This is a genomic window from Kingella kingae ATCC 23330 (genome assembly GCF_900111845.1).
GTDB lineage: Bacteria > Pseudomonadota > Gammaproteobacteria > Burkholderiales > Neisseriaceae > Kingella > Kingella kingae.
Map to the genome: position 1 here is coordinate 44,350 of NZ_FOJK01000002.1, position 17,918 is coordinate 62,267.

The following is a 17,918-nucleotide window of genomic DNA, read 5'->3' on the forward strand; positions in this document are numbered from 1 at the left end:
CGCCAAATTACTCATCTTCCAAATAAGTATAGCCGTTCAAGCCAATTTCCAATTCCTTCAAAAATATCATCGCTTGAGACGCTGGCAAATCCGATTGCTCAATTTGTTCGCGGTAACGCTTCATCAACTCTTTCGGGTCTTGGTAAACGTATTCCAACATATCCGCCACCGTGTTGCCTTCATCGTAATCGGCTAATTCAAATTGATTTTTCTCGTTAATCAACACATCAACCGTTGTCGTGTCGCCAAACAAATTGTGCATATTACCCAAAATTTCCTGATACGCGCCCACCATAAAAAAGCCCAACAATGGTGGATTGTCTTCCGAATATTCAGGCATTGGCATGGTGGTTGCCACGCCGTCGCCATCAATATAATGGTCAATCGTGCCGTCCGAATCGCAAGTAATATCCAACAACACCGCACGACGTGCAATCGGCTGATTTAATTGCGTAATCGGACAAACTGGGAATAATTGGTCAATTCCCCAAGCATCAGGCAGCGACTGAAACAGCGAAAAATTCACATACAATTTATCCGCAAAACGCTCTTGCAATTCATCAATAATTGTCCGATGTGACCGATGTTTCTCGTTGAACAACTCGCCAACTTCATGGCAAATATTCAAATAAAGCTGCTCCGCCCAAGCGCGTTGTTGCAAATTCAACAAACCAACATTGTATTGATTATGCACGTCCGACAAATCAAACTGACTTTCGTGAATCCAACTACGCAACGAACGCTTTTCGCGTGAAGCAAAAATATCCGTCCACGTTTCCCACATACTATGCAAAACTCGTGGGTCTTCGGGGCTAGGTGGATTGAGTTGCTCCGCTTTATAGCGTTCCACACCAATCACATTCGCCACCAAAACCGCGTGATGTGCCGTAATGCCACGACCGCTTTCTGTGATAATCGTCGGGTGCGGCAAATCGTACTCTCGACACGCCTGACCAATTCCCCAAACCACCGTACTCGCATATTCGCTCAAACTGTAATTAACCGAACAATCCGATTGCGTGCGATTGCCTTCATAATCCACACCCAAACCGCCGCCCACGTCAAAACATTGAATATTCACGCCTAATTTATGCAATTCCACATAAAAACGCGCCGATTCATGCACACCAGTCGCCACGTCGCGAATATTGCCCAACTGCGAACCCAAATGAAAATGCAATAATTGCAAACAATCCAAATGATTATTTTGTTTTAATAATTCAACCAGTTGCAAAACCTGCGAAGCCGACAAACCAAATTTAGATTTATCGCCGCCCGAAGCCTGCCATTTCCCCGAACCCTGCGAAGCCAAACGCGCCCGAACACCCAAACGTGGTTTCACGCCCAATTTCGCCGCTTCTTCCAACACCATTTGGATTTCAGATAATTTTTCAATCACCAAATAGACTTTGTGTCCCAATTTCTCGCCCATCAGCGCGAAACGAATGTACTCACGGTCTTTGTAGCCATTGCAGACAATCAGCGTTTGCGTTGTGCCAGCGTGTGCCAACACCGCCATCAATTCCGCTTTTGAGCCAGCTTCCAAACCGTGCGGTTGATTGCTGTGAATCAAACTTTCAATCACACGGCGATGTTGATTCACCTTAATCGGATACACCAAACAATAATTGCCGTTGTAACCAAAATCTTCACGCGCTGCCTGAAAAGCCTGATTGATAGAGCGCAAACGGTGCTGCAAAATTTGCGGAAAACAAAGCAAAATCGGCAAACGCGCCTGATGTTTTTGTTGCACTTCTTCGGTTAATTGTTGCAGCGAAATGGTTTTTTCAGGCTGCTGCGGATTGGGGCGCACGATAATGTCACCACGTTCATCAACATCATAATAGCTAATGCCCCAATAATTGATGTTGCAGACTTCACGAATGGTAGTGGGCATGGTTTTTTTGTCCTTTTGTTTCCATGAAAAAGAAAGCGCGATTATAAGGCGAAATATGTTGTGTGCAGGCTGCTTTTTTTGTTTTTTGATAGCAAGCGAAAGCAGCCTGCACTTGATATATAGTGGATTAAATTCAAACTAGGACAAGGCGACAACGACCGCCGTGTACAGCCAATACATAAGGGAGTTGGCAACGCTGTACTAGTTTGAATTTAATTCGCTATAATCAACCGATAATCCAATCCTCCACATAAAAGAACTCTCTTTATGAAAAACATCGTTATTTTGATTTCTGGTCGCGGCAGCAATATGCAATCGATTGTGAACGCAAACATTCCCAACGCGCACATCGCCGCCGTGTTGTCGAACAATCCGCAAGCAGCAGGTTTAGCTTGGGCGGCAGAACGCGACATTGCCACCGCATCACTCAATCACAAAGAATTTACCAGCCGCGAAGCCTTTGACCAAGCTATGATGCAGCTCATCGACACCTATCAGCCCGATTTGGTGGTACTGGCTGGCTTTATGCGGATTTTGACACCTACGTTTTGTAAGCATTACGAAAATCGCTGCATCAATATTCACCCATCATTGCTGCCTGCGTTTACAGGGCTGCACACGCATCAACGCGCTTTGGACGAAGGCTGTCGCATTGCAGGCTGCACGATTCATTTTGTAACCAAAGTATTGGACAACGGCGCGATTATCGCCCAAGGTGTTGTGCCGATTTTGGACAACGATACGGCGGATGACATTGCCGCGCGTGTACTCAAAGTAGAGCATCAACTGTTGCCACAAGCGGTTGCCGATTTTGTCGCAGGCAGCCTGCACATCAATGGCAAGCGTGTCATCAAGCAAACGGCTGGCAACTCGAATCATCAACTTTTAGCATAAGGAAAATAGTATGAAAAACGTATGGATTATTGGCGCATTAGTATTGAGCTTGGCAGCGTGTGGCGGCAGCGAAAAGCAGCCTGCAACCCAAACCGAAAACAAACAGCCCAACCCCAACAGCATAGGCGACCAAGCGGTTGAGATGCGTAAAAAAGTGGACAGCTCGGCAGCAAAAGTGCAAGGCGCAATGCAGCAAAGCACGCAGCAAATTGACCAAGAGACGAAGTAAGACAAATAAAAATGCAGGCTGCTTTTGCCCTTTTGTCCAAATCTCCGATTTAGGTATAAAAGGGTATGCCGTAGGCATGATTGCCTACAAACAAAGCAGCCTGCACTTTTATTTGTTGGGTTTACACATTAAACAAGAAATGAATCACGTCGCCGTCTTGTACAACGTATTCCTTGCCTTCCGCGCGCATTTTGCCTGCTTCTTTCGCTTTGGCTTCGCCGCCGAGCGCAATAAAATCATCATAGGCAATCACTTGTGCGCGAATAAAGCCGCGTTCAAAATCGGTATGAATCACACCAGCCGCTTGCGGTGCAGTATCGCCTTTGTGGATTGTCCAAGCGCGAATCTCTTTCACGCCAGCCGTAAAATACGTTTGCAAACCGAGCAAATCATAACCAGCGCGAATCAAACGATTTAAACCAGGTTCAGCCAAACCCATTTCCGCCAAAAATTCCACTTTTTCCGCGTCGTCCAATTCCGCAATTTCGCTTTCCAATGCCGCGCAAACCGCTACCACAGGCGCATTTTCACGTGCAGCCAATTCTTGCAAACGCGCTAAATGTGAATTGTTTTCAAAACCGTCTTCCGCCACATTGCCAACATACATCGCAGGTTTAGCCGTCAATAAAAACAATGGTTTAATCAATGCCATTTCTTCTTTATCCAAGCCAAATGCGCGAACAGGTTTACCTTCATTCAAATGTGGCAACAATTTTTCCAAAATCGCGACCAATTTTTGCGCGTCTTTGTCGCCTGATTTGGCGCGTTTGCCTTCGCGTAAAATTGCTTTTTCCACGCTCGCCAAATCCGCCAACGCCAATTCTGTACCAATCGTTTCAATATCTGCAATCGGGTCCACGCGACCTGCAACGTGAATAATATTATCATCATCAAAACAACGCACTACGTTTACAATCGCGTCTGTTTCGCGGATATTGGCAAGAAATTGATTGCCTAAACCTTCGCCTTTGCTCGCGCCCGCTACCAAGCCCGCGATGTCCACAAATTCCACGATTGCAGGCTGCATTTTTTGCGGATTAACGATTTTCGCTAATTCGTCCATGCGTGGGTCGGGTACTTCTACAATGCCGACATTGGGTTCGATGGTGCAAAATGGATAGTTTGCCGCTTCAATGCCTGATTTGGTTAAAGCGTTGAAAAGGGTAGATTTGCCCACGTTTGGCAAACCGACGATGCCGCATTTTAAGCTCATGATGATTCCTTGTTGATAAAATTAAAAAACGCGCGATTTTAGCACAAAAGCAGCCTGCACTTTTTGTTTACGCAATGTGCAGGCTGCTTTTGCGTGTTTACTTCAATTTCAAATGCGGCAACGCCAAATAATCTTCCGATTGCATTTCCACCAAACGGCTCACCGTCCGCACAAATTCGTGTGCAAAATCGCCTTCGGTGTACAACGCGTCCATTGCCACTTGCGAAGTAACACACAATTTGACGCGATAATCGTAAAACACGTCCACCAGCAAAGTTAATCGCCGCGCTTCGTTTTTCTCGTTGGGCGACATTTTTTCTACGCCTGAAATCAAAACGTGTGTATAGTTTTCCGCCAGCCACAAATAATCCGCCTGCGAGCGCGTACCAAAACACAAGGTTCTGAAATCAAACCAAATCACGCGATGATTGCGCCCTTTGCAGCTTAATTCGCGCTCGTGAATGCTGATTTTTTCAGGCAAACGCGCATCGCTGCCAGCCAGTTGTGCGAACAAATCCGCCAATTTTTGCTCGTTTTCCGCGTTGTTGGGGATATAGAACACTTCGGCTGGTTTCAAGGTTCGCATACGGTAGTCTTCGCCGCCGTCCACGTTTAACACGGTTAATTGCTTTTCAATCAATGTGATAGTTGGCAAAAAGCTGCTGCGGTTTTGCCCTTGTGGATAGAGTTCGGACGGCGCGTAGTTGGAAGTCGCCACCAGCACCACGCCTTCGGCAAACAGGTTTTCCAGCAATCGCCCCAAAATCATCGCGTCTGCAATGTCGCTAACGTGAAATTCGTCAAAACACAGCACGCGCGTTTCCACAGCAATGTCTTTAGCGACGGCTTTGAGCGGGTCTTGCTCGCTGCGTTTATCGCGCATACGTTGATGGATTTCTGCCATAAAGGCGTGAAAATGTACGCGGCGTTTGCGTTTGTAGGGCAGGCAGCCAAAAAATGCGTCCATCAAAAAACTTTTGCCGCGCCCCACGCCGCCATAAAAATACAAACCTGTCGGCACCTCGGGCGAGCGCAAACTGCGTCCCAAAAAACGATTGCGTTTGCGTTTGAACATCATCAATTCTGTCCACAAGCGGTCTAGGTGTTCAATGGCTTTGGCTTGCGCTGGGTCGCGGATAAACGCTGGGTGCTGCGCGGCGGCTTGATACCACGTTTGCGGACTGTGGTTGGCAAAAGGCGGCGGAGTAAAGCGGTTGTCGGTCATGGTGTTGTCTTTGTTGATAGAAGTGGGCGCATTATATAGTAAAAAGCAGCCTGCACTAGGGTAAACAAAGTGCAGGCTGCTTTTGAGCGATTTCAAAAGCAGCCTGCATTTTTTATCGTGCGTTTTACTTAATTACTGCGTCAAAACGTCCACACCTTTTGGCGGCGTAAACTGAAACGCAGAGCGCGACAAGTTCGGCTTGGTATTCAGTTGTCCAAATTGAATAGACGTTTGATTGCCAAAACTGTCTTTCAATTCCATTGCCGCTAATTGATTGTTTTTGAAGCCAATACGGATAAATTGATAGCCAACATTGTTTTTGCGCGGCGTTGCCAACACATAATCCACACCGTTTTGGCTGCCGTCTTCTTTGAGTGTGTAACTCGTGTCCAGCGCGGACTTGTTGGACAAAATCGCCGCGGGGCTATCGCCAATCGTTTGGTCTTGGTTGGACTGCGTTACCTGCTTCAAATCCACGTCATACAACCAAATATGTTTGCCATCGCCCACAATCATTTGGCGATACGGTTTGGTGTATTCCCATTTGAACAAACCTGGGCGCAAAATCTGAAAACTGCCCGAAGTGGTTTGTTTTTTGTTGCGAGTTTGTACTGTTTGTGTAAACGCACCGCTAATGCCATCGGCATCATTGTTGAACTGGCGCAGCGCATCAATCGCACCTGCATGGGCGGTGGCAGTAGTGGCGGCAAGCACGGTGGCGGCTAAAATCGTTTTCCAATTTTTCATATTTCTCTCCTGTGATTCGGTTAAAATGATGCGGTATCTTAACATTTTTACTTTTTTTGCCAAGCCTATCGCCCAAATGTAAAAGCAGCCTGCACTTTTAATCACTTGTTTACACAATCAAAAAATCCATTTTTTTAACTTAATTTGATGACTTTTTTACCATGCAAACTTTGTATTCCCTGCTCTATCAAGCCCTAACCGCAACCGACCCCGACCAAAAATGCGCCCAAACCTTTGCTGCATACGATTATTGGTGTGCAGGCTGCTTGCGTGAATCGCCCGAACCTGAATCGCCCATAGACGTTTTGATTGCAGGACGACCCAAACGCCCGATTTTAGTGCCACACACCCAAGTGGAACAGCGCAAACCGTCCACACCCGAAGGCTATGCCGCTATGTTGCACGCCATCGCCCACATCGAGTTTAACGCGATTAACTTGGCATTGGACGTGGCGTATCGCTTTCGCACGCTGCCACGCGAATTTGTCGGCAACTGGCTGGGCGTTGCCAAAGAAGAGTGCGAACATTTTATGCTGATGCGCGACCGATTGCGCGAACACGGCTTTGATTACGGCGATTTCCCTGCCCACGCGCATTTGTGGGACATGGCAAAACACACGGCATACGACCCTTTGCTGCGAATGGCACTCGTGCCACGTGTGTTGGAAGCGCGTGGTTTGGACGTAACGCCTGCCATTCGCGCCAAAGTGGCACAGCGCGGCGATGACGCGACTTGCGATGTGTTGGACATTATTTATCGCGATGAAGTGGGGCACGTTAAAATCGGCAACCGTTGGTATCACTATTTGTGCCAACAACGCGGATTAGAGCCGCTCGCCCTGTTTCGCCAGCTATTGAAGCAGCACGATATGTTCGTGTTTCGCGGTTATGTGAACTTGGAAGCGCGACAACGAGCTGGGTTTAGCGAATTTGAATTGTCGCTGCTACACGATTTTGAACAGGCGCAAAAGTTATGACGCAAATAAATATGGTGCAGGCTGCTTGCGTTGCCATTGGCGCGATTTTGGGCGCGTGGAGTCGTTGGGGATTGGGCGTGTGGCTCAATAGCAGCCTGCACTTTATGGCGTGGGGAACGTGGCTTGTCAACACTTTGGGCTGTTTGTTGATTGGCATGGCGTGGGGCGCAAGTTGGGGGACAACGTGGCAGTTGCTGGTGGTAACAGGTTTTTTGGGCAGTTTTACTACGTTTTCCGCGTTTGCCAACGAAGTCATCACGTTGGCGTATCAAGGGCGTTGGGGCAGCGCGATGTGGGTTTGGCTGCTGCACAATGCGAGCGGTTTGGGCGCGGTGGCGTTGGGGGCTGGCTTGATGCGGTGGATTGTGGGTAAATCGTAGGTATCTACACAACGTAATCGTTCAAATTTATATCAAAATTATGCGATAACCGCGAATCTACTCCCTCTCCTTTGAGAGAGGGTTGAATCGCTGAATATTCAAAATTTTCACAAAAATAAAGTGCAGGCTGCTTTTGAGCGATTTCAAAAGCAACCTGCACTTTTATCCAAGCCAATAATTAGAATTTATAGGTATATTGAACACCCAAAATATTGGCATAGTTTTTAAAGTTTGCCGATGCCGCACCTTTGCTGTCCACCGTTGTGCCGTCTGATGCCTTACCTTTAAACGATGTGTCATTGATGTGAATATGCGAATACGCTACATCGATAATATGATTTTTGTTAAACGCATATTTCGCGCCTACCGAGAACCAAATGCGGTTACCGTCTGGCAGCGTGTTCAAGCGGTCGTCTGCGCTGCGAATTGGGCTTTGGTCAAACGCAATACCTGCGCGAAGTTGCAATGGCTCGCTCACTTGATACGATGCACCCAATGCCACTTTAACGGTGTTGCGCCAATTTGGGGTAATCACGGTGCGGTTACTGCGTACTGGGCCTGTACCACTTACGCCAATAGTTTTTTGGTTTTCAAAATACAAAGTGGCTTGATTAAAGCGGCTGTGGCGTGTCCAAGTAATGTCGCCAAACAGATTCAATTTATCGTTGGCACGATACATACCGTGCAAGGACAACGATTCAGGCGTAACGATTTTCACACTTGCTCCTTCTTTGGTAACATAACCCAAACCACGAATAGTAGGTTGAGCAGCTTGTAATGCAGTAGATACGTCCCATTCCGCATCGCCTTTTAGATTGTGTTCAATTTTAGAGCGATAGTTTACACCCATACGGAAACGGTCGTTCACATCAAACATCCACGCCAAATGGTAGCCAAAGCCCCAGTCGTCGCCTTTTACTTTGGCATGTCCATCAACCAAACCAGAAGCATTGGTTACTGCACCACTAGTCGCCATACTAATTAACCGATTGAATGCACCAGACGCATTCCAGTCAGCAAACTTACGCAATTCCGCTTTGGAATATTGGGCAATCACGCCTGCACCAAACGAATGCTGGTCGTTGGCTTTGAATGCCACCACAGGCTCAAACGCGATAGAAGTCAAGCCCAGTTGGTTCAAATGATGGCGCAGCACCGAATCTTTTTCGTATTCGGTTGATGACGCGAACGGGATATACATACCCAAGCCCAAGGTGATGCGGTCGTTCAATTTGTATGCGCCATAAACGTGTGGAGCAGGAACGGCTGTATCGGTGATTTTGCCGCTGGTGCTACCACGCACGGCAGAACCGCCACGATAAGTGGCTTGTGCATTGCTGTATTTGATATGTGGCAACACCAAGTTCGCAGCGGCAGAGATTTGGTTAGAATCGAGTTTGGTCAAGCCTGCTGGGTTATAGAACAAAGTGGTGGCATCAGCCGCTTCGGCAGCCGCAGCATTGGCTGTGCTTTGTGCGTTTACCGATTGCGTACCAAAGTGATAGCCCGATGCGGCTGCTTGTTGTGCCAATGCCAACAAAACCATGCCAACGCTAACTTTTAAATGACGAGAAATATTCATGTTTAATCCTTAATCCAATAAATTGAAGCAGCCGCAATCTGATGCAGGCTGCTTGTAGAATGATGTATCTATTCTATGTCAAAAAGTTAAGCTGTGCAAAGTTATTTTTTGTTTTGTGATTCAATGAATAACAAAAAGCAGCCTGCACATTTGGTAAACAAAATGCAGGCTGCTTTGTTTATTTGTAGATATACGACTCGGGCATCGTATCAAACGTAACCACTTTGCCGCCGTGTTGTTGTGCGTAGGCTTGCGCTTTGCTGGCATCGGCAAACGGCAACGCATCGGCTATGCCCATGCCACCAACAAATTGACTGTCAATCACATAATACGCGGTTTTGGCATCAATCCACACATCGGAATTGGGCGTGTTCCAATCGGCAACCGCGCCCATGTCGGACACATAAATCGCAGCAATGTCTTTGGGTTCGCCTGGGTGCTGCACAAAGCCAAAAATCTGTGTTACGGTGGAAAACCACAAAGGCTCGTTGGGCTTGCTATCCAAAAAGATTTGCGCTTTGGGCCCGTTGTGTTCGGCTAGATTCATGGTGCAGTAATAGCCTTTGGAATGTTCGGTGATGACTTGCGCTTTGGGCAATTCGGCTGGTGCGCTGGTAGCGGTTTGTCCGCAGGCTGCCAGCGCGAGTGTAATAACAATGGAAGCGATGTATTTTTTCATAATGATGTTCCCTGATGATTTTGGTACACGATAATAGTTAGCAAACTGGCTCCCTCTCCTTTAAGGAGAGGGAATGAAATCACTGAAAATGAATACTAAATCTGACGGCGATTAAACAACCATGCCGCCAACGCAAACGGTACAACAATCCAACCAAATTGCGCCAGCAGCAACACGGTTTTGCTCAACCCAATTTGTCCGCTCACGCCTGCCATGCCCGAATACATGGCGGTGTTTTCAAAACCTGTTAGATTGAGCAAGCGATAAATATCGGTCGGGTTCAGCAATAACACGTTTTCTAGCACTTTGGCGGTGATTTTTTGTTGCGTGTCGGCAACCAAAATGCCCAGCAACGCCATATCAAAAATCACGACAAAAAACAACCACACGCCAATCGCCAAACCTGCTGCTGTGCCACGTTCTTTTACCTTTGCGCTGATTAAGTAACCCAACGACAAAAACGCTGTGCCAAGCAACACGCTGGCGGCAATGAGCAAGAAAAACGGTTTCCACGCTGCGGCTTGAATGCCACCAAAATTCAGTTGCAACACCACGCCTGCGATGCCGTAACCAATGGTGGTTGCCAACGCCAGCATAATCGTGTGTCCAAGCAGTTTGCCGACTAAAATTTGCCAGCGCGAAATGGGGTAGCTCAACAGCAGAGCCATTGTGCCACGTTCAATTTCGCCAATGAGCGCGTCATACGCCATCAGCATGGCAATGAGCGGAATCAGGAAAATGGACAGGCTGGATAGGCTGACAACGGTTACAGTCAGCGGGTCCACTTTGACGCTGCCTGTGGGTGCGCTGCCCATAAAGCCCAGCGACAACGCCAAGGCACACAGCAAAATGGTGGCGGCAATCACCCAGCGATTGCGTAAATTATCGCGGATTTCTTTTTGCGCGATGATGAAAATAGGGGACATGGTTGTGAAGTCTCGTTTTGTGGGTTGATTTAAAGTGCAGGCTGCTTACACATCTTCGCGTTTCAAAAATTCAGCATACATCTCGTCCAGCGTGGGCGCGTGAATATCAATCTGTGTGATGTTATCCAAGCTGCCCAATTCGCGCAAACGCTGTACTTTGTCTTCGGCTTGGCATTCGCTCGTATAAGTGTGCAGGCTGCTTTGCGCGTCTTTTTGCCAATGTGCTGGTAACGCTAAATCTTGTGCCAACGACACGCGAATTTTAATCGGCAAACCGCTTTGAATGTGCAATTCGTGCATATTGCCGTCTGCCACTTTGTTGCCGTTTTTCATCACCACAATGCGGTCGGCGTGTCCGTCCAATTCTGCCAGCGCGTGAGTGGAAAGCAGCACCGTTGCGCCTTGTTCTTTGAGTTCGCGAATAATTTGGTAGAACATTTGGCGCGAAGCTGGATCTAAACCTGTGGTCGGCTCGTCAAACAGCAAGATTTTTGGTTTGCCCAACAAGGCTTGTGCCAGCGCAAGACGTTGGCGCATACCTTTGGAATACGCACCGACTCGTTTTTGTGCCGATTGCGCGATGCCGACTTTTGCCAGCAAATCCATGTTGTGCGACAAATCTGTGCCTTTGAGTTTGGCGTAAAAATCCAGCGTTTCCTTGCCTGTGAGCGATGGGTGCAAAGCAACGGTTTCGGGCAAATAGCCAATTTGTCGGCGGATTTCGGCGGCACGGTTGCCTGATACGTTTTCGCCCAACAGCGTTACGCTGCCCACGGTGGGGCTAATCAAGCCCAAAATCAATTTCATCATGGTGGATTTGCCTGCGCCGTTGTGTCCAGCCAAGCCCACGCATTCGCCAGCTTGCAGCGTTAAATCCACGTTGTTCACGGCTTTTTGTGCGCCGTATTGTTTGGTTACTTGCGATAGGGTTAATAAGGTATTCATTGTGTTTTCTGGGTGGAAATCTTAAAACTGCCGTCATTCCCGCGTAGGCGGGAATCTATCTAACTCATTCAGTTATCAGAATGATTTTTCCATTACCGAAATGCTACGTTAGATTCCCGCCTACGCGGGCATGACGACTTATATATCTAAATAAAAATTCACGCTGCTTTTTGACTTTGAAATTCACGCAAGCGTTTGAGCGCATCGGTTTCGGGAATGTTAATCAACGGCTTGGTATCCGTAATGCCGCCCGTGCCAAGCGCAGGAAATTGTTGTTGCGCCCACTTAACAATGCTAATCGCAGGGCTGTTCATCAACAAACGTGCGGCTGGTGCGCGCCACAAAATTTGGTCGGTAATGCTGTTGGGGCGATAAGCGGTATCGGCAATGCCATCGCCGTCCAAATCAAACGCGCTGTTGTCGCTCCAATAATTGCCACGTCCGTCTTTGACCCAATCAAAAAAGCGTGTGCCAACGTATTTGATTTGGGTTTGATTATTCACAAACGCATTGCCATAAATTTCCAAATTTTCAGGCGCGGCAGTAAAGTGAATGCCCATGGTGCAGTGCGTAAAATAATTGTTTGCCAATTTATTGTTGTTGGCGTTGTAAACAAACACGCATTTGTCGGCGGTATCAATCGCGTTGCCCGTGATTTCGGAATGAATGGTGGCATTGAGCATAATGCCTTGGTTGATGCTGTTCACGGCGATGTTGTCGTTTACCTTTAATCGCTCGGAAAACATAATCGCGTAACCAATTTCGTTGTTGTCGGAAATATTGCCGCTCACTTCGCTGTCGTTGGTGTACATATAATGCACGGCGTAACGCAGTTTCGTAAAATAATTGTTTTTAAAAACATTGAATTTGCTGATGTTGGAAAAAATGCCGTCTCGCCCTTCGGAAATGTGATTGCCAACCACTTGCGAGTGTGGCGCGTTCCACACGGTTACGCCATTGCCGCGTTCGTTTTGGCGCAACTGGGTGTTGCCAACAATTTTGTTGCCGCGCACCATAGATTTTTCCGAACCCCACAAATACACACCCACCGAATTATCTAAAATGTGGTTGTTTTCAATCAGTGCGTTGGTGGAAGTTTTGTCCAAAAACACACCTGCGTCCATTTTGGGCAAACTCAAACCCGATTGTGTGATGGTTAGATTGCGAACCACGACATCAGGCGATTGTACCCAAACGGTACGCCCTGTGCGGTCGCCACGAATTTCCGCTTGGTGTGGTTGCTCGCTTTCAATCGTGAGTGGTTTGTTGATGATGATTTTGCCGTATGTGCCAGCAGCCAGTTTGAGCGTGTCGCCTGCTTGGGCTTGGTCAATCGCCGCTTGCAAGTCTGCGCCTGCTGGAACGTGAACATCCGCAGTAAAAGCAGCCTGCACATTCAACAAAATCGCCAAGAAAAGAAATTTGGAATACATGATTTGTGCGCGTGAGAAGTAAACAATATTGAAATTATAGTGAATTAAATTTAGATTAGTACAGCGTTGCCAACTCCCTTATGTACTAGCTGTACACGGCGGTCGTTGTCGCCTTGTCCTAATCTAAATTTAATCCACTATATATTAGTAATAAAAAGCAGAGCAAACCGCCCTGCCCTTATTGACTAAAAGCAGCCTGCACTTTGTTTAACTAAAATGCAGGCTGCTTTTTAGCGATTATTTCGCTGCAGACGCGCTAGATGCTGCTTCTGCTTTGGCAGGTTCAGAAGCCTTTTGTGCTGCAACAGGTGCATCAGGTTTGTCTTTCAACGCTTCGCCTTTTTTGCGAACAATCATCACGCCAGACATTTCCATGTGCAACGCATGGCAGAACCATTGGCAATAGAACCAGTTCACGCCCAAACGAGCGGCGGTAAAGGTAACCGATGCAGTGGCTTGTGGGCCAATCTCAATAGCGATCCCGTTGCCTTCCAGCGTGAAGCCGTGCGTCAAGTCTTCGGTGGTTTCCATGTTGGTTACATACACGGTTACTTCGTCGCCTTCGTGTACTTCAAAATAAGGCACGCTAAACGCAGGCGCAACCGCAGTCATGTACACGCGAACTTTGTTGCCGTCGCGAATCACATTGGCAGCCGTTTCCAATTTAACGCCGTCTTTTTCGGCTTGCTCAACCGCTGCTTTCCACATCCATGGGTCTTTTCTGTCCCAAGATTTAGCAGGATTCATTTTGCTTGCCGCAACCAACATCATGTCGTGTGGTTCAGCAAAAGTTGGATTGTCGTGTACCAACTTCATTTCATCGCCAGAAATGTCAATCAACTGGTCGCATTCTGGTTTCAACGGACCTACGTTCAAGAAACGGTCTTTGGAGAATTTGTTCAAAGACACCAACCATTTACCGTCTGCTTCTTTGGTTTCACCCATGGTCGTGTGGTTGTGACCTGGTTGATAATGTACGTCCAATTTTTGAATGATGTAGTCGTCTTTGTCCGATTTAGCCGCATACGCATCAATGGCTTTTTGAATATCCCATTTACACATTTGACTATCAATAAACAAAGTGGTGTAGGCATTGCCACGACCGTCAAACGCGGTATGAAGTGGGCCTAAACCCAATTTTGGTTCAGCAACCACGGTATCGCGCTCTTTGATTTTGCCTGCAAACAAATCAGGCATTTTGCTCACGTCCAACACAGTAACGGTTGGCGACAATTTACCGTTCAGCATGATGTATTTGCCGTCTGGCGATGCGTTACAGCCGTGTGGCGAGTTTGGCACAGGAATGTAGCGCGTGTATTTGCTGTTGGCTTGTGCGCGACCGTCCAACACTTTTACGCCGTTGATTTCTTTGAAGTCGCCTGCTTTTACGCCTGCTTCAATCGCTTCAATATCAAACACCACACACCAGTCTTGTTCAGCAGACGAAGCATCGCCCACAGTCAAACCTTTTTCAGAGTTATAGCAAGTGGCAAACGAGTATTTACCTTGGTAATCGGCATCACCGTTATCCAAGTTACCGTCCACCATCACTTGCCATGCGATTTCCATGGTATCGCCATCAATCGCCGTGTAGATTGCCCACCAGTTTTGTTTTGGGTCGTCCAACATCGTGCCGTTATTTGGAACAGGAACAATGTGTTCGCCATTGGCAAAAACGTAGCCTGTTTTTGGATAACGTTGCAAGCGCAAACCATGTACGGCAGATGCGTTTGGTATGTCAATAATTTTGTCGGTTTTCATCACATCGCAACGAATACGCGCCACACGAGTGTTGGCTTTGTCGTTTACGAATACATAGCGACCGTCATAAGTGCCATCTGTGAACGACATATGCGGGTGGTGCAAGTCGCCGTTTGGCAACACAGGTTGATTGGTTGCTTTCAGGAATTTGCGTGTGTCTTCAGTGATGTGTTCGTTCAAGATACGGCGGCTTTCATTGGTGCGCCCCCAGCCTGTTGCGCTGTCCATATTGAACACAGGAATACGCATCAATTCGCGCATAGATGGCACGCCTACCACGCGACATTCGCCCGATTGTCCGCCTGACAACCAGCCATAGTATTGGTCCAATTCACCTGGTGCGATGTGCGATGTTTGACCACCAGCAGCAGCGTGTGTAGCCGTATCGGCGGCAACTGATGCACCTGCATGAGCAGCAGAAGCCACTTTATCTGCTGATTGTTGTGTACCACCGCCACATGCGGCTAAACCCACTAATCCTACGCCTGATGCAGCGGCTGTGCCAAGGAAGCTACGGCGACTAATTTTATTTTCTGACATGGTAAAACTCCTATTGAGTAGATGACGGCATTTGCCGCGGTTTTAAAAATACAACTTTTTTTACTGCTTATTTAAAGTGCAGGCTGCTTTGCGCGACCGACAAAAGCAGCCTGCACTTATTGTTACTAATTAACTTTCTTTGTCTTTGCCAACAAACTGTGCCACCTGTTCGGCTGGCGGATTTCGTTCCACTTTTTGCTCGTTCAATTCCGCTTTGGCAGCCGCTTGTTTGGCTTTTTTCTTGTTGGTTGCCACCACTTGTGGGCAACGTGTTTCGTGGTTATACATCACTTGGCAATGCAAACATTGGATACATTCGTTTACATTGATGTCGCCCTCTGGTGCAATCGCCTGTACTGGGCATTCGTGATTACAAATTTGGCACGGATTGCCACACATTGAATAACGACGCAACCAGTTGAAAATTTGCAATTTAGCAGGAATTGCCATCGCTGCGCCCAAAGGACACAAGTAACGGCAGAAAAAACGTTCAATAAATAAACCTGCCACCAATAATGTCACTGCAAACAGCACAAACCACCATTCGCGCACAAAATGCAAAATAATTGCAGTTTTAAATGGTTCAACTTCCGCCAATTTTTCGGCAAAACCCAATTCATACAGCGACACGCCAAACAACACCACAAAAATCATATATTTAATCGCGGTTAAACGTGTATGAACGCCAAATGGCACAGTAATCTGCTTCACGCCAAATTTTTTCGCAATCGCATTGGTCAATTCTTGCAGCGAGCCAAACGGACACAACCAACCACAAAATGCGCCACGCCCCCACAGCAACATCGACATCGCTGTGGCACTCCATAATGCAAAGATAAATGGGTCCATCAAGAAATAGTCCCAGCTAAAATGGTGTTGCACAATAGACGATGTGAGCGTCAATACATTGACCACCGACAACTGCGCGTGCAAATACCAGCCCACATACAGCAACGTTACCGTCAAATACGCATAGCGAAAACGCAAATAGGCTTTCTCGTATTTCACAATCGTGTCTTGGAAGAAGAACACCGCAGTCAAAATCAACAACATCAAACCAATCGCAACAACATGCGGCATTTTGTCTTGCCAAATACGCTTCCACAAATCGCGTTGCGGATTGTCTTGTTCGTCCAAATCGCCTGCTGCATCGACACCAGCAGCAGTAGTATCCGAAGCAGCCTGCACAGGTGCAGCTTGGGCAATCACAACAGGTTCGCCATTGGGGTCATCAACCGTGAACGACTGCGGCATTTGGTAAGGCAAATCCACCGTAACAAACGCTTTGTTTTCTACGCCAATTTCGCGTTGAACCGTCAGTTGCAAACGCCATGGCTCGGCTGCGTCCAGTTTGTTGTCGTCAGACGTAACAAACAGCGATACTTCTTTTAAATGCGGCGCACCAGCGGCTTTTAAATCCAGCAAGCGCGTGTGTTGCAAATCGGTAAAGCGGAAGCCGTCGTCGTGTTGAATGACTTCAATACGGTCAAAAATACCACCACGGACATAGCCCGAACCTTTCCACGAATAACGTCCATCGCCTGCCACCACAATCGCGGTTTGATTGGGTTTTAAGCTCGCCGCCAGTTGTTTGTAGCCGTCTTCGCCCAACAAACTTTTACCAATAGACGGCTGCGATACAACGGCGGTATATAAATCAATAAACGTGTCATCTGGGTTGCCTTGTTCGGCTTTTTTGTCGGCATCGGGGTTATTTTTTGCCAATAATTGATTGGCATCGGTAATGGTTAAATGCAGTTTTTGCACCGCGCCTTGTTGCAATAAATCGTCCCAAGACAACACATCTTGTTTATCCATATTGGGCAAACGATGTGGGCGCGTTTGCACCGCAGCATTGGAAGCAGCCTGCATACCGTTTTGCTTATTCATTTGTGCAGTTATCACGCGAGCAGAACGCACAATGCTGTCGCCAATCACGACCACCGTTACCGTTGCGCCTGTTACGATTTCAGACGGCGTTGAACCTGCTTTCGGCGGATTTTTAGTCGGATTCATGCCAATGTAGCCGTTGATAAACGTATCCACTTTGGAAACAGGAATGCCCACCAGCAAAATTGGTTCATTATGTTTGAGCATACGCGCACCCATAATCGTGCCGTCTTTGTCTAGCGCGACAATGGTGTCAATCGGTTTGCTGGAATAGCCGCGTGTGTTCACAACATCGGACGTGATATAAACCACGCCAACTTCTTTATCGCCTTGGAACACTTTTGCCGTCATTGGCTTGCCTTCGGGTTCGCCAAAACGTGTTGCATTGGGGAAAATATCGGCAGGCTGCACTTGCTTAATCAGTTCAGGCAAGCGTTCTGCATACGCTGGCACAGCCAATGCCAGCGTACACAACAAAATCCAGCATTGAATGATGAATGTATAAAAAGAACGTAAATGAATACGAGACATAGCAATCTTCCTGTTGCTTGTTTTGGGTAGTGGCGAGCAGAACGTGCGCCCTGCTCAAACATTTATAAT

15 protein-coding genes are annotated in these 17,918 nt (G+C 47.4%); 4 read left to right on the forward strand and 11 right to left on the reverse strand.

What is annotated here, in order from left to right; all coding sequences use genetic code 11:
- Positions 1 to 7: 7 nt before the first annotated feature.
- Positions 8 to 1,897, reverse strand: coding sequence for a biosynthetic arginine decarboxylase (speA, locus tag BQ5809_RS00560; protein WP_003787305.1), 1,890 nt, complete (start codon positions 1,895 to 1,897; stop codon positions 8 to 10).
- Positions 1,898 to 2,164: 267 nt separating this feature from the next.
- On the opposite strand from speA, the gene purN reads away from it, so the two are divergent.
- Positions 2,165 to 2,791 carry a phosphoribosylglycinamide formyltransferase gene (gene purN, locus BQ5809_RS00565; protein WP_003787303.1) on the forward strand — a complete coding sequence of 209 codons (627 nt, stop codon included), beginning with the start codon at positions 2,165 to 2,167 and terminating at the stop codon, positions 2,789 to 2,791.
- A gap of 10 nt (positions 2,792 to 2,801) precedes the next feature.
- Entirely contained in the window at positions 2,802 to 3,020 is a 219-nt protein-coding gene (locus BQ5809_RS00570; RefSeq protein WP_003787300.1) for a hypothetical protein, read from the forward strand.
- Between the two features lie 121 nt (positions 3,021 to 3,141).
- Here the strand turns inward: BQ5809_RS00570 and ychF are convergent, their stop codons facing one another.
- The 3 genes from ychF to lolA form a co-directional block, all read right to left on the reverse strand.
- The gene (gene ychF, locus BQ5809_RS00575) at positions 3,142 to 4,233 is read right to left on the reverse strand and encodes a redox-regulated ATPase YchF (RefSeq protein ID WP_003787299.1); all 1,092 of its coding nucleotides are present in this window, start codon (positions 4,231 to 4,233) and stop codon (positions 3,142 to 3,144) included.
- Positions 4,234 to 4,330: 97 nt separating this feature from the next.
- The gene (zapE, locus tag BQ5809_RS00580; RefSeq protein ID WP_003787296.1) at positions 4,331 to 5,458 is read right to left on the reverse strand and encodes a cell division protein ZapE; all 1,128 of its coding nucleotides are present in this window, start codon (positions 5,456 to 5,458) and stop codon (positions 4,331 to 4,333) included.
- Between the two features lie 132 nt (positions 5,459 to 5,590).
- A complete protein-coding gene (gene lolA, locus BQ5809_RS00585) occupies positions 5,591 to 6,205 on the reverse strand; it encodes an outer membrane lipoprotein periplasmic chaperone LolA (protein ID WP_019389746.1) in 615 nt (204 codons plus the stop codon).
- Positions 6,206 to 6,366: 161 nt separating this feature from the next.
- Here lolA and BQ5809_RS00590 point away from each other — a divergent pair, with 161 nt between their 5' ends.
- Positions 6,367 to 7,182, forward strand: a complete 816-nt coding sequence (locus tag BQ5809_RS00590; RefSeq protein WP_003787292.1) for a ferritin-like domain-containing protein — start codon at positions 6,367 to 6,369, stop codon at positions 7,180 to 7,182.
- On the forward strand, positions 7,179 to 7,562 hold the full coding sequence (locus BQ5809_RS00595) for a fluoride efflux transporter FluC (protein ID WP_003787290.1): 384 nt from the start codon (positions 7,179 to 7,181) through the stop codon (positions 7,560 to 7,562). The genes BQ5809_RS00590 and BQ5809_RS00595 overlap by 4 nt, the downstream gene beginning before the upstream one ends.
- Positions 7,563 to 7,740: 178 nt before the next feature.
- Here the strand turns inward: BQ5809_RS00595 and BQ5809_RS00600 are convergent, their stop codons facing one another.
- The 7 genes from BQ5809_RS00600 to BQ5809_RS00630 all read right to left on the reverse strand — a co-directional run bounded on the left by BQ5809_RS00600 (position 7,741) and on the right by BQ5809_RS00630 (position 17,849).
- Entirely contained in the window at positions 7,741 to 9,144 is a 1,404-nt protein-coding gene (locus tag BQ5809_RS00600) for an OmpP1/FadL family transporter (protein ID WP_003787286.1), read from the reverse strand.
- A gap of 178 nt (positions 9,145 to 9,322) precedes the next feature.
- The gene (locus BQ5809_RS00605) at positions 9,323 to 9,823 is read right to left on the reverse strand and encodes a nitrous oxide reductase accessory protein NosL (protein WP_003787282.1); all 501 of its coding nucleotides are present in this window, start codon (positions 9,821 to 9,823) and stop codon (positions 9,323 to 9,325) included.
- Positions 9,824 to 9,918: 95 nt separating this feature from the next.
- Complete coding sequence (locus BQ5809_RS00610; RefSeq protein WP_003787280.1) at positions 9,919 to 10,749, reverse strand: ABC transporter permease; 831 nt, start codon at positions 10,747 to 10,749, stop codon at positions 9,919 to 9,921.
- Between the two features lie 45 nt (positions 10,750 to 10,794).
- Positions 10,795 to 11,694 carry an ABC transporter ATP-binding protein gene (locus tag BQ5809_RS00615; RefSeq protein ID WP_003787278.1) on the reverse strand — a complete coding sequence of 300 codons (900 nt, stop codon included), beginning with the start codon at positions 11,692 to 11,694 and terminating at the stop codon, positions 10,795 to 10,797.
- Between the two features lie 158 nt (positions 11,695 to 11,852).
- Complete coding sequence (locus tag BQ5809_RS00620) at positions 11,853 to 13,127, reverse strand: nitrous oxide reductase family maturation protein NosD (protein ID WP_003787276.1); 1,275 nt, start codon at positions 13,125 to 13,127, stop codon at positions 11,853 to 11,855.
- Positions 13,128 to 13,364: 237 nt separating this feature from the next.
- Positions 13,365 to 15,428: a TAT-dependent nitrous-oxide reductase gene (nosZ, locus tag BQ5809_RS00625; protein WP_003787274.1), complete on the reverse strand. Its 2,064-nt coding sequence runs from the start codon at positions 15,426 to 15,428 to the stop codon at positions 13,365 to 13,367.
- A 129-nt stretch (positions 15,429 to 15,557) separates the two neighbouring features.
- Positions 15,558 to 17,849, reverse strand: a complete 2,292-nt coding sequence (locus tag BQ5809_RS00630) for a NosR/NirI family protein (RefSeq protein WP_003787271.1) — start codon at positions 17,847 to 17,849, stop codon at positions 15,558 to 15,560.
- Positions 17,850 to 17,918: the final 69 nt, after the last annotated feature.

Coding starts and splice junctions, on each gene's coding strand:
- zapE (WP_003787296.1), bottom strand. CDS start 5,458: ATGACCGACAACCGCTTTACTCCGCCGCCTTTTGCCAACCACAGTCCG.
- BQ5809_RS00590 (WP_003787292.1), top strand. CDS start 6,367: ATGCAAACTTTGTATTCCCTGCTCTATCAAGCCCTAACCGCAACCGAC.
- BQ5809_RS00620 (WP_003787276.1), bottom strand. CDS start 13,127: ATGTATTCCAAATTTCTTTTCTTGGCGATTTTGTTGAATGTGCAGGCT.
- speA (WP_003787305.1), bottom strand. CDS start 1,897: ATGCCCACTACCATTCGTGAAGTCTGCAACATCAATTATTGGGGCATT.
- BQ5809_RS00570 (WP_003787300.1), top strand. CDS start 2,802: ATGAAAAACGTATGGATTATTGGCGCATTAGTATTGAGCTTGGCAGCG.
- purN (WP_003787303.1), top strand. CDS start 2,165: ATGAAAAACATCGTTATTTTGATTTCTGGTCGCGGCAGCAATATGCAA.
- BQ5809_RS00630 (WP_003787271.1), bottom strand. CDS start 17,849: ATGTCTCGTATTCATTTACGTTCTTTTTATACATTCATCATTCAATGC.
- lolA (WP_019389746.1), bottom strand. CDS start 6,205: ATGAAAAATTGGAAAACGATTTTAGCCGCCACCGTGCTTGCCGCCACT.
- nosZ (WP_003787274.1), bottom strand. CDS start 15,428: ATGTCAGAAAATAAAATTAGTCGCCGTAGCTTCCTTGGCACAGCCGCT.
- ychF (WP_003787299.1), bottom strand. CDS start 4,233: ATGAGCTTAAAATGCGGCATCGTCGGTTTGCCAAACGTGGGCAAATCT.
- BQ5809_RS00595 (WP_003787290.1), top strand. CDS start 7,179: ATGACGCAAATAAATATGGTGCAGGCTGCTTGCGTTGCCATTGGCGCG.
- BQ5809_RS00610 (WP_003787280.1), bottom strand. CDS start 10,749: ATGTCCCCTATTTTCATCATCGCGCAAAAAGAAATCCGCGATAATTTA.
- BQ5809_RS00605 (WP_003787282.1), bottom strand. CDS start 9,823: ATGAAAAAATACATCGCTTCCATTGTTATTACACTCGCGCTGGCAGCC.
- BQ5809_RS00600 (WP_003787286.1), bottom strand. CDS start 9,144: ATGAATATTTCTCGTCATTTAAAAGTTAGCGTTGGCATGGTTTTGTTG.
- BQ5809_RS00615 (WP_003787278.1), bottom strand. CDS start 11,694: ATGAATACCTTATTAACCCTATCGCAAGTAACCAAACAATACGGCGCA.